The sequence below is a fragment of the Clostridium tepidiprofundi DSM 19306 genome, from assembly GCF_001594005.1.
GTDB classification, from domain to species: domain Bacteria; phylum Bacillota; class Clostridia; order Clostridiales; family Clostridiaceae; genus Clostridium_AC; species Clostridium_AC tepidiprofundi.
In genome coordinates this window covers 1-11539 of sequence record NZ_LTBA01000053.1, presented here as the reverse complement: position 1 = coordinate 11539, position 11539 = coordinate 1, and the positions used below count along the sequence as shown (strand labels likewise).

Here is an 11539-nt window from a genome sequence, read left to right as displayed (position 1 = left end):
CTCAAAATAGAAAAATACACTAAATTACACTGTTGTTTAAGATTATTTAGGTATACATTTTGAGTAGTTCATAATTGGTAATTCCTATTATTGTAAACTGACTTATTTATTTTTTTAATGTGCCTTATATAAAATTACGATTATATAAAATTATAACATCAATATCGTCAATATTGCTTAAAATATGATCAATAGTACTATATAAAACATATATATACATGTATACCTTCTTGTACACCTTCTGAAATTTTGAAATTTTTCACATTATTAGTACATGCTCTTGTTTGTACTTGCGAGAATACACTTTTAAAAGGATAAGGCGCAAATACAAAATTCTTACCAAAACTAATCTTAGAAAAACTTAGTCTACACTTACTTAACTTATCATCTAATTACCAAAATTTTAACATTATTCATTGGCTACAAATGTATTTATAGTATTTTTTTAATCAACCGTCCCTGGTTTTTCTTGACTTTCTAGTTAACCGTCCCTAATTTTAACTTTTCCAAATCAATAATTTCAAACGAGGACTTATAAAATTCAATAATACCTTCTTTTCGCATTTTTATGAGTTCTCTAGACAACGACGGCCTAGAAACGTTTAAAAATTCGGCTAACTCATTTCTCTTTAAAGGTATACTAAACTTACTTTTTCCTTTAATATTATACTGTTCTAATAAATAACTGCTTATTTTATTTCTTATACTTTTCATGGTTAAATACTCAATCTTTCTATCAAGTCCAAGTGCTTTCTGTGATACTATTTTGAGCATATTCTGTATCAACACTTTATGTCCTATACACATTCTAGGACAATTACCTATAATCTTTTCAGCTGGTAAAAATAACACAGTACAATTTTTGGAAGCAATTATTGTAACATGCCATTTTGACCTATCTGAAAAAGCAATCATTTCTCCGAATACATTACCCTCTTCTAATTTTGCCATGATTGCTTTATCCCCTAGTGCATTTTCCTTTGATATTATTACTTCACCTTGAAGTACAATTCCTATCCCTGTAAAATTATCTTCTGCAATAGTTATAAATTCCTTCCTTTTATAAGCCATAATTTTAGGTTTTAAACAAAATAGCATTCTTTTTAGTTCATCATCCTCTATATTTTCAAATAAATTAGTTTTTTTTAATGCATTCAACCATTTAGTATACATATAATACTCCTTAATACAGAATTCTATCATAAATTCTTATCAAAATTACATTTTATTTTGCCAATCATATCTCCAAATTATAAAATTCATATTTTAATTTAGAAAATTATACATTCTAAAAAAATTCGTAATATATATAAATTATAGTATAGTGTAAAAAATAAAACAATGTTTAAATTAAAACAACTTCAATTCGTAATTTAGATTTTTATCATATATATTACAACGAAAAAATGCAGCATGTAGAGATTTTTATAGTGAATATTAATACAAAATACATGTATATGGTTATCCCACAGAAAGTATTTTAAAAAGAAACTCATCACTATATATGCATAAGAATCAATTTCATAAATACTATATATTGTATATTTGAAATTTATCCATAGCTTATTGTGGTTTAATCATGTATATTAAATATATATATTGCATATTATGAATTGAAGTTAAAACAAAATTCAGAAATAAAATTTAGTAAATGACGTAACTAGCTTATCTCATTACTTTGTAAACTAATTCTTGTTAACCGTCCCTTTAATCACAGTTTATATTGATATTGTTTCGAAATTTTTGCAGAATTTGTTGATATAAACAATATATTAAAGTATACTATATATGCAGAGTGTATATATGCTTAATGAATCAGTATTAGAATCTGAAGCTATACTTATGGAATGGTATTAAATAGAAAAATTTACACCCCTGGGGTGAAAGGTGGAAAAGATAATGGCTGACTATAAATTATATAATATGTGCATGGTCTACAATAAAGAAAATAATACGATATTAGTTCAAGATAAAGTTGCAGATGATGGATGGGGAGGTATAACATTTCCTGGGGGGCATATAGAGTTTGGTGAAAGTTTCATTGAGTCAGCTATTCGAGAGGTCAAAGAAGAAACGGGGCTTGATGTAACTGATTTAGAATATGCAGGAATTATTAATTACTACAATACAGATAACAGCGAAAGATGGATGTGTTTTCTTTATAAAACAAATAAATATTCTGGTGAAATGTTAAATGAAACAGAAGAAGGCAAAGTTTTTTGGGTAAATTCAGATGAATTGCTAACAATGAATTTGGCTCCTAATATGGATAAGTACCTGCAATTATTTTTTAGCGACGAGCATCATGAAGCATTTGCTAAATGGAATAGCAATCATACAGATGAATTAAGAATCATATAAGAATCATATTTATTTTGTTTTATCTGCACTTGTATTAAATTTTTCTTTTAATTTTTTTTCTACAGAAAAGACACTAATTAGAACTACCAATGATTGAGAAATTATAAACCCCAAACATAACATTCCAGATATTTTACCTGTTTTTGAATAGATATATGTCAATAGAATGCTTGAAAAAATTGTCATTAGCAAACCAATAATTATCCAAAGTTTACCCAAATAATGATTAGCAAACTTCCATGTATCCTCATTTCTCATGGAAGTTTTAGTGCGATATCCAACGAAATGATTTATTTTCAATTTTACATTTTTGCATATAATCCCACCCACCAACATAACTAATGGTGTAGCCAAACAAATAACATAAGAAAAAATAATATCTTTCATAATCAAATTCCACCTTAAACTTCTCTATTAGACAATTTCAACTGCTCCTGGTTTAGCCTTCTTTATAGCTTCTTCTAAATCAGCATAAACTCATATTAGTTTTTTCTAGATCACTTAACCATCCATCCCAAGTTTATGCTACCAATCCATTCGAAAAAGGTTCAATTTTATCAATTCTTCTAGTTGCTATTGATAAATAATGGTGTGCTAACCCCAATATAAGTTATTTCTAACTTGTAGTTTATGCAATACAACTAGTAAACTCTTCTATATATTTCAATGCCCACAATACGCTATACCATCAATTTGAATTCTCAAGCCTTTTTCTCCTCCAATATGTGCAAACTCAGTCTGAATTGTCTTTCTTGCTGGATAACCATCAACAAAATATCTCTTAAATACTTCTTCCATTTTTTGTGCACAATTCTTAAACTGAATTTGAAGACTTCTAGGCGTTAATATTTTTATTCCATCCCCTAAGCTAAACAGTATTGAGAACCAAAAGAATTCACCTTCGGGAACAACCATTTCGAATATAGATACATTACTTAGCTCTTCAAGCACAGTAATACTTGGAATATACTCCTTAATTTTAGGAATAGTATCATTACAACATTCAAATTGAATAGTCATTAATTCCCTATCATCTTGTCTCATTATTGATTCAAAATTATATTTGTCTTGATTATGCTCCATACTAAAATCATTCTGACCAATCTTTAGATTCTTTAATCTTATTATTTTAAATATTTGGTAGCGTTTATTTTTGGGATCATAACCAACAAAATACCATGTATACCATTTAAACTGTAAAGAAATCGGTTCAATATATTTTGATGATTCTTTCCCCTGAGCATTCGTGTAATCAAAGGTAATGGATTTTTTTATATTAATGGCTTCTAAAATCAGTTCAACATCACTTTGGAGTTTTTTATTTTCTCCAACCACGCTAAAATCAATTGCAATATCATTGGATTTACTCGTACTTATACTTTTTATTTTTTCCAGGGTTCGTTCAACGTTTTTTCTATTCATAGCAGAAAAAAGTGCTTCTAGAGCTAATTGAATGGATAATAAATCTTCATCTCCAGCAGTTTGCTTTGAAACTCTATAGCTATCAAGAATTTTATACCCCCCATTTATACCACGTATGGATACTATGGGAATACCTGCCATATTAATATAATCTATATCACGTTGTATAGTTCTCTCAGATACCTCAAATTTTTCTGATAGTTCTTTGCAAGTAACTAAATCTCTATTCAAAAGATAAGTAACAATAGCAAGTAACCGTTGAATTTTCAATCTTTGCTCCTTTCTCTAATTTTCTATTTCATTAGTTAGTTTATTTTAGTAGTCTATCTAGACCTGCTTCATAAATACCATCAAGATCATATGGCAGTAAATTTTCTATAAAATCATATCTTTTATGTGTATTTTTCTTGCTATGAATCCCTAGTTCTCCTTTGCTAAACAATCTAGTGCTGCACTAGATAATTTGCTTGTTTCCCAACACCCTTTACAGCTTTTGTTATCTCAATGATATTCATACTATTTATTACTTCACTCTTTTATAAGATTGATAATTGTTTCTTCACTTTCTAGTATATCATCTTCTTGATGATATTTAATACCTGCATCATTATTTTTTTCTAAATTTTCAATCAATTTTCAACACCATACACCTTTGACATTAACCTTGATGAGTTTATTCCTTTTTCTTTTCACGATGCGTATTACGCATCTACTGGCCGTCCACGTGAGCATAAATTAGATTCTATGCTTTGTGCCTTCTTACTTCAACGGATTTTTTCTATTCTTACTGATACACTATTAATTACCTTTCGTGAACTACCATCCACTTACTTCGTTGAACTCTCTATGTTGTTTTATTTTAATCATAGATTTTAATTTTGGAAGATTTATTCTACTATTCTGAATATATACCGTTCCTTTTTGATTGTTGGTTGTATAACTATAATAATTACTTTTTTTACTTTTGAATTTAGGAAACCCTATGGACTTATCTCTAAAGAAATTTTTATATGCTTTATTTAAGCTTATTTGAGCATTAGCTAAAGCTAAACTATCAACTTCTTTTAGCCAAGGGAATTCTTTTTTATATTGGGCAGGAGTTGGATATTTTACTTTCTTTATATCTAAATCTTTATTTTGTTCTGAATTTGGATATATTCTATATTTATAAGCTTTTAGCAACTCCTTCACCTCATTTCTTCCCTTGATTTTGAATATGCAAGTTGTTTTTTACGCATTCATCTCCCACTTATAGAAGATGGGAGACTTCTGCTAGTTGCGTTAAAGATATATACTACTATACAATAAAATACCCGCCAACTGTATGTCGGGTATTTTTCATAACATCAATAATTTGAAAATAGACTACCTTAATTAAACATTATCGACTCGTTTTTTTATATAATTTTTCAAACTAATTAACATAATAATAGCTAAAAATGTTTCTATTAAACCAGATATCATAAATAGCTGAGTGACTGTAATTAAATTGTTTACTAATACAGCTCCTATTAAAATCGAAATTATCTTGACTAAAGACGTACTTGAAAATCTAAACGCATAAACTTCTGAAATCCTTTCTGAAGGAACTTCTAGCTGTATTAAATTTCTCATTGATATAAAAAATATTGAACCAGTAACTCCAAAAATCCCAAATGCTAAAAATGCCATTATGATGTTTTTACTACTACTAAGAATAATTAAAGCTATTCCATCAATAATCACAGAATAAAAAATCACCTCTAGATCCAACATAAATTTATCGAATTTAAGTAATATAAGACTTGCTATTGCCGACCCTACACCAATTGCAGAAATAAACATTCCTGATACGGAAATATCTACTCCTAAATGCTCTTCGCCAAACACATACATAAATGGTGCCTGATTTTCTGTAAGAAATACAGTAATAATTAATATTAAAAACATATATTTAAGTTTATAATTTTGATTAATATAATGGAGTGTCTTTAATTTTTTTGACTTCTTCTTTTCTATTGATTCTTCTTTTATTACTATGTCTTCTTTTATTTTATAATAATATTTAATTATAACAGTAGTTAAAGCACCAATAAAGAAAGTTAAAGAGTCTATTATCAAAGCAACCGTCATTCCAAAAGTACTTAAAATAATTACAGCTATAATTGGGCCTATGATACTCACAATGCTCTGAACAAATCTAAGTATAGAATTTGCAGAATTAACTTCTTCTCGTTTTAATAGTTTGTCATAAAAAGAAAAACTAGAAACATCAGCAAAAACATCAATTATAGAATTTATAGTAAATATTCCCAAAACAAATATAGGGTTTCTAGAAAAAACTATTAATACTACTGTTATTCCTTCTACAATATCTCCTAATAACAATATTGTAGAATCTTTGTATTTTTTTGACATTTTACTTGCAATTGTTGAAAAAACAATTATAGGTAATAATCTTATTAAAGTTACAGTTGCTACTCCAAAAACTTTATGTTGCGTATACATCATTAATTGAATTATGGCTAAAAATGTTAATTTATTACCTATATATGACAAAAATATATTGGTAATATATAACATATAAGGTCTATTCTTGATTAACGTTGTTGTTTTCATATATTCCTCCGTTATATTGACTAATGTATTTAATAAATTTAAGCATAGCTTCCATATAATAATCTACTCTATTTTTATTTCTTTTAGTAGCTCCCTTTCCTTTAAAATATTAAACTTTTCATATTTCCCTAAAAATTCAAACACATCTCCCTTTTTACCGTCATGTTTTCCTACAGTGTAAGTTCCATTAAACTTTCTGAATTCTATGTGTGATTCCTAATAATTATTTACTAATTAACCAACACTATCAATTTCACAAGAATCTATCTCTCTTTTAAGCTCATTTTTAAATTTAATTTACTTTCATCATTGTTCTTCAACAATACGACAGTCAATATTACTACAAACAATAGTGCTATAGTAATTATTATGTTTCTTTTCGTTCTCTACCCTCAACTATGTCATTATTGTACTTTTAAACATAAATACTATGTTTAAAAATAGGTCCATCAAATATAAGAACATATGGATTACTAATCAATACCTGAACTATTGCAATAGTTTGTATTTTTTCACCATATAAATCCATTCTTTCACTTGTTATACTATCATATTTATTTGATAAATTCAAAGCAACGAAAATTGTTCATTTCACTCTTAATCTTTATAAATTGTAAGAAGTCACTTGTCTTATAAAACAAGCTACAAAGATTGTTCGTTTCACTTCCAATCTTTGTAAGGTGTGATTTTATGGCTTTTTCAATGGGCGAAAAAATTCGTATTGTACTTAGACGAAAAAAAATGACAATCAGTAATTTAGCAACCTCCATTGGTACGTCTCGTCAAAACTTAACAAATAAATTAAACCGAGATAATTTCTCAGAAAAAGAACTCCAGCAGATTGCTGAAGCTCTTGAATGTCGTTTTGAAGGTTATTTTATTTTTGAAGGTGGAGAGAAAGTTTAGTAAATTACTTCCATTCCTCTCATGTAAAACTTAATGATATATTTTTTCAAAAAGATCTCTACTATAATCACGGATATCTGAAACATTTATCATATTGTATTTTTCGCGAATTTGTTTAAAGTAGCTTTCAATTAAATGTTTCTCAATAATTCTATCTGATGGCTCATGATCTTCTAATCCATTTCTAGTTTCTCTCCATGGTCGTTCTGCATGAGTCATATTTTCAAGAATTCTACCACTATAACAGCCGAAATTTAATATTACAGCATCAATAACTGCTTTCTCAAGTAGTTCTAACATAAATTCAGGATCATTTTTTACTCTTTTCAAAACATCCGAATACTGTCTAGTCGGGATATCACCGTCTACATATCTACTTAAGGTTCCTTTACCCCAACCAAGTACCAATGATAACGGTCTTTTTCCAATATCATATTTCTCAAGTACCTCTTTGATTTCAGATACCTGAATTAACTCTTCACTCAATCTATAATTTCTATCAAGCGACTCTAGATTTTTATCTCTTAACTCAGAGATAAAAATTTCACTTTGGCATTCATTACAGTAAGCAACCTTAGCTGTATATTTAATATCTTTACCACGAATTTCTTTATTTTTTTGATTATGTAAATATTTATAATAAGCGTTTATTATTTACGGAATGTTTATTAGCTCTTACAGTCATCCGTCTTTCGAATTTTCTATTTGGTCTTATAGTAATTACCTTTCTAGATATCTCAGTCATGATTTTTTCAGGAATTTTTGAACGTTTTCTAGCACTTTTGACTAAAAGCATAACAACTGTAGCTAAATCTAAAATAAAATTATCATCACAATCTAAACTTAACTTACTGTATTCAAATTGATTTGATATAGTCTCACGATATTGCTTTTCATGCTTATTCCCTTGTTGAAAAAGTTGATTCCATTTTGCCTCTTCATCTAATTCCAAGTAATATAATAACTCTACTTTAAAATATTGGTATGATTTATTCAATTATTGATAATTTCTTTAAATTTTTAAGTCCTTGTACTGTTTTGGTAAAAACACCTTTACATCTAGTAATCTTATCATGAATATCCTCAGATAATCCATGCAAAGCAATTATAAAGTAATTTATATATATTTGCACAATTCTTTACAATATTTCTCATCACTTAAGTGATTTCCATTGGACTGTAACGTAAGTTTTAAATCTAAACCCTTTGCAAATTTTAATATATCTGCATATTTTGACATTATTTTTATTTGCTACAAATACATTTACAAGAAAATTGAATAATGATAAAATAAATATAAACAATAAAAATTTTGGAAATTTTTTTATTATAACTTCCCTTATTTATGCAAATTTTGAATTGATTACATAAAAAATATACACTATTTATTAAAAATGTAAATAGTTATAATGAAATGAATATTTAGGAGTGGTAGTTTTGAAAAGTAAAATTAAATCAACAAAATGGACATACATACTGATTATTTTAATAATATTATTATTTTCTTTTAGTTATAAAGAAATTAAATTTTTAGCAAATTGCATGAAAGCAAATACTAGTAATATTTATACTACGCTAGATAGAAATGCATCCGAAAATTATGAATTATCAGAAAAAATTTTAAAAGAAGGATACGTAGAGGAGTATGAAGAGCAATTATATTCTAAAAGAGCGGAAATAATTTTATTGAATATTCAACAATTAAATATTTATGCAAAATATAAAACAGGAAAAAAATATAATTTTAAGATTAGTTCTGTATATTTTTTAGTTAGGCCACTTAATTATACACTAAGAGATATAAGTAATGTTCAAAAAATAAGTGAAGAAGAAAGAGAAAATATAAAAAAAGCTATGGAATTGTATAGAATTATTTTAGATTATAGGAGTACTCCTAAGTCAGAAAATTATTTTGATAATTTTAGAAATAATGAATGGTTAAAAAAATATGAGTATATAGATTCTCATTTACCTAAATAAGCTAATTGTATAGATTTTGTAATTCTGAGTAAAAAAATTATGATTTTGATGAATTAGAAAGAACTTATTATTAGGCTGGGATAAAGTTGAAACTAAAGAAGAAGACGAGGAAGAAGAAACTGCTGAAAATTTTACTAAATCAACAAATGAAGAAGAACAACACTTTGTAGATGAGCAGTTAAAAAAGCTTTCTGAATTACGAGATTTAGGTATTTTGACAAATGATGAATATGAATCTAAGAAAGAAATGCTGTCGGAAGGCTTATATAAGTCCATATAAGCCTTCTAAATAAAACTACTTTAGAATATTTTTAAGCGTAATATAGGCGCAAATACATATTAATAGCATTTATACCCCAACTATAAAATCATAAAACAATAAAAACTTGATAAACCACAGTATGAAATGATTTCATACTGTGGTTTTATTTTTTATTCAAATCAAAATCATTTCAAAGCTTACTGATAAATTTAATATTGTTGAAGATGTAAAGAAAGACGTTGAAGATATTAAAAATTACGTCTTTAATAAAAAATTAATTTTTTTCAAATATAGGTTTCCATTTTTGCACCTAATTTAGACTTTATATAGTGTAAGACAAATTAAACAGTCGGCTGAAAAATGTCTTGCAAAAATTTAAATGAATATGATACTGGCTATGATGTTTCAGGAAAGACTGCTATTACAAAGAATGATAGCAATCTTACAATAAATGCAATCGGAATAAAACATTATGGTATAAATGATATACCAAATTCACCTACATCTGGCCAAGTGGAATATTATAAAACCCAAGCATTATATTCAGTACTTGAATCACTTGGATCATCACCATGGGATGAAGGCCATTATTTTTCAGGTACTCAAACACAAACTGGGCAAGAATTAATAAACATAGTTTATGATTCTGGATGGAAAGATTCTTACAATTATATATATTAAACTTAATATGTGTAACGTAGGAAATAGAAAATGAGATTATTTTAAAAAAATAATCTCATTTTCTATTTAAGTATATCTTTCCATTTTTTAGGCAAAGATTGAAGAGTAGTATATGCTTGCCCATGGTAAACAGGTAGAATACCTCCATCTACTGCTACTTTAATAGGGACATGTTGTCCAACAATTACGGAACCTGGAGGAATATCCCCAAATTCAGGAATTGGAGACCAATATCTTCCCGCTGGTGGTAAATACAAAAATACAACTCCTTGTAATGTAATATATAAAAATCTACTTTCACTGAACTTATCTAGTTTTTCTGAATTAGCATTTTTATATATAAATTGCTCCCATCCTGTAGGAATTTTCCAAGAATTATATGTACCTCCATTACTATATGGAATATCTATACAAATATTTATTGAAACAATATCGGGTATTTGTGATTTTGAAATTCTTTTATTTTTCAATTGCTGCAAAATATATTCTTGAGAAATAGGATTACATATATCTATTTGGGAAATACTATCTATTTTAACATTATGTTTTTCCTTATCATAATTTCTAAATATACTATAAGTACTAATAGAACCTATAAATATACCTAAGATTAAAAATATAAGTATTTTTAGTTTCACAATTCATATACCCCCTATTTTATTTTACAGTAAATACTTTTAACTTGGTTCTACTTTACTGCTTTTAACCTTGCAATTTCATTCCAGTTCTTTGATGTTACTATTTCAACTGTATTTAAATCTCTTCTTACTTCTCTAATTTCATTAAGTAATTCAAGATGCCTGTTTGTATTGGATGGTTCTAACTCACTAATTATAGTTTTTATTTCATTTTGTCCTCTTTTAATTTCTTTTATATCATTTTTTAATATCTGTATGTCTTTTTTAATTGGTTCTAATTCTTCTTTTAAAACTTCTCGTATAATGCCTATCATTTCTTTATCCATATCAACAACCTCCACATCAATGATTATACTATAAAACAAATATTACCTCAAAATATTTCAAAATATCTTGATTTTGATTTTTACTTGTATTTTTCCGTGTATTCTAACAATGCTTAACTTTTTTCCTCATATTCTTTGACTCTTCTGTAGAAAGTAGGCTTAGATAAATTCAATTCTTTCATAGCTTCAACAGCTTTAATCTTTCCATTTTTCCATTTAGTGTACACTTTTTTAAATAGTTTATCATCTATTTCAACTTTAGGTCTTCCAAACTTGATTCCCTTTTCTTTAGCCACTTTAATTCCATCAGCTTGTCTTCTTTTTATAGCTTTTCTTTCATGTTCTGCAATTGTACTTAATACCTC

The 11539-nt window shown here is 27.1% G+C and carries 16 protein-coding genes and 2 pseudogenes; 6 read left to right on the top strand and 12 right to left on the bottom strand.

The window, feature by feature from the left end; all coding sequences use genetic code 11:
* Window positions 1-477: 477 nt before the first annotated feature.
* A complete protein-coding gene (locus CLTEP_RS12215; protein WP_066827108.1) occupies window positions 478-1173 on the bottom strand; it encodes a Crp/Fnr family transcriptional regulator in 696 nt (231 codons plus the stop codon).
* 714 nt (window positions 1174-1887) lie between these two features.
* On the opposite strand from CLTEP_RS12215, the gene CLTEP_RS12210 reads away from it, so the two are divergent.
* The gene (locus CLTEP_RS12210; RefSeq protein WP_201786616.1) at window positions 1888-2361 is read left to right on the top strand and encodes an 8-oxo-dGTP diphosphatase; all 474 of its coding nucleotides are present in this window, start codon (window positions 1888-1890) and stop codon (window positions 2359-2361) included.
* 9 nt (window positions 2362-2370) lie between these two features.
* Here the strand turns inward: CLTEP_RS12210 and CLTEP_RS12205 are convergent, their stop codons facing one another.
* From CLTEP_RS12205 to CLTEP_RS15250, 6 genes and pseudogenes are all read right to left on the bottom strand, one after another.
* Window positions 2371-2748: an SdpI family protein gene (locus CLTEP_RS12205; protein WP_066827105.1), complete on the bottom strand. Its 378-nt coding sequence runs from the start codon at window positions 2746-2748 to the stop codon at window positions 2371-2373.
* A 276-nt stretch (window positions 2749-3024) separates the two neighbouring features.
* On the bottom strand, window positions 3025-4053 hold the full coding sequence (locus CLTEP_RS12200; RefSeq protein ID WP_066827104.1) for a helix-turn-helix transcriptional regulator: 1029 nt from the start codon (window positions 4051-4053) through the stop codon (window positions 3025-3027).
* 40 nt (window positions 4054-4093) lie between these two features.
* The gene (locus CLTEP_RS15480; protein WP_278319554.1) at window positions 4094-4225 is read right to left on the bottom strand and encodes a hypothetical protein; all 132 of its coding nucleotides are present in this window, start codon (window positions 4223-4225) and stop codon (window positions 4094-4096) included.
* Between the two features lie 392 nt (window positions 4226-4617).
* A pseudogene (locus CLTEP_RS12195) lies at window positions 4618-4965 on the bottom strand (helix-turn-helix domain-containing protein); the annotation flags it as partial.
* A gap of 192 nt (window positions 4966-5157) precedes the next feature.
* Window positions 5158-6381, bottom strand: coding sequence for an MFS transporter (locus CLTEP_RS12190; protein WP_066827097.1), 1224 nt, complete (start codon window positions 6379-6381; stop codon window positions 5158-5160).
* Between the two features lie 415 nt (window positions 6382-6796).
* Window positions 6797-6952, bottom strand: coding sequence for a hypothetical protein (locus CLTEP_RS15250; RefSeq protein WP_207644330.1), 156 nt, complete (start codon window positions 6950-6952; stop codon window positions 6797-6799).
* 119 nt (window positions 6953-7071) lie between these two features.
* Here CLTEP_RS15250 and CLTEP_RS12185 point away from each other — a divergent pair, with 119 nt between their 5' ends.
* Entirely contained in the window at window positions 7072-7287 is a 216-nt protein-coding gene (locus tag CLTEP_RS12185; RefSeq protein ID WP_066827095.1) for a helix-turn-helix transcriptional regulator, read from the top strand.
* 30 nt (window positions 7288-7317) lie between these two features.
* Here CLTEP_RS12185 and CLTEP_RS12180 read toward each other — a convergent pair whose 3' ends face one another.
* Window positions 7318-7938 (bottom strand): type II TA system antitoxin MqsA family protein, encoded by a 621-nt coding sequence (locus CLTEP_RS12180; protein ID WP_169798788.1) that lies wholly within the window; start codon window positions 7936-7938, stop codon window positions 7318-7320.
* The gene (locus CLTEP_RS12175; protein WP_153016329.1) at window positions 7922-8239 is read right to left on the bottom strand and encodes a hypothetical protein; all 318 of its coding nucleotides are present in this window, start codon (window positions 8237-8239) and stop codon (window positions 7922-7924) included. The genes CLTEP_RS12180 and CLTEP_RS12175 overlap by 17 nt, the downstream gene beginning before the upstream one ends.
* 485 nt (window positions 8240-8724) lie before the next feature.
* On the opposite strand from CLTEP_RS12175, the gene CLTEP_RS12170 reads away from it, so the two are divergent.
* The 4 genes from CLTEP_RS12170 to CLTEP_RS12165 all read left to right on the top strand — a co-directional run bounded on the left by CLTEP_RS12170 (window position 8725) and on the right by CLTEP_RS12165 (window position 10210).
* Complete coding sequence (locus CLTEP_RS12170; protein ID WP_066827089.1) at window positions 8725-9267, top strand: hypothetical protein; 543 nt, start codon at window positions 8725-8727, stop codon at window positions 9265-9267.
* 52 nt (window positions 9268-9319) lie between these two features.
* Window positions 9320-9547 (top strand): SHOCT domain-containing protein, encoded by a 228-nt coding sequence (locus CLTEP_RS15615; RefSeq protein WP_153016330.1) that lies wholly within the window; start codon window positions 9320-9322, stop codon window positions 9545-9547.
* 139 nt (window positions 9548-9686) lie between these two features.
* The gene (locus CLTEP_RS15610) at window positions 9687-9848 is read left to right on the top strand and encodes a BhlA/UviB family holin-like peptide (RefSeq protein WP_084364938.1); all 162 of its coding nucleotides are present in this window, start codon (window positions 9687-9689) and stop codon (window positions 9846-9848) included.
* Window positions 9849-9889: 41 nt separating this feature from the next.
* Entirely contained in the window at window positions 9890-10210 is a 321-nt protein-coding gene (locus CLTEP_RS12165) for a hypothetical protein (RefSeq protein WP_066827087.1), read from the top strand.
* A gap of 62 nt (window positions 10211-10272) precedes the next feature.
* Here the strand turns inward: CLTEP_RS12165 and CLTEP_RS12160 are convergent, their stop codons facing one another.
* From CLTEP_RS12160 to CLTEP_RS14920, 3 genes and pseudogenes are all read right to left on the bottom strand, one after another.
* Complete coding sequence (locus tag CLTEP_RS12160; protein WP_066827084.1) at window positions 10273-10848, bottom strand: hypothetical protein; 576 nt, start codon at window positions 10846-10848, stop codon at window positions 10273-10275.
* 50 nt (window positions 10849-10898) lie between these two features.
* Window positions 10899-11174, bottom strand: a complete 276-nt coding sequence (locus CLTEP_RS12155) for a hypothetical protein (protein ID WP_066827082.1) — start codon at window positions 11172-11174, stop codon at window positions 10899-10901.
* Window positions 11175-11287: 113 nt separating this feature from the next.
* A pseudogene (locus tag CLTEP_RS14920) lies at window positions 11288-11539 on the bottom strand (recombinase family protein); the annotation flags it as partial.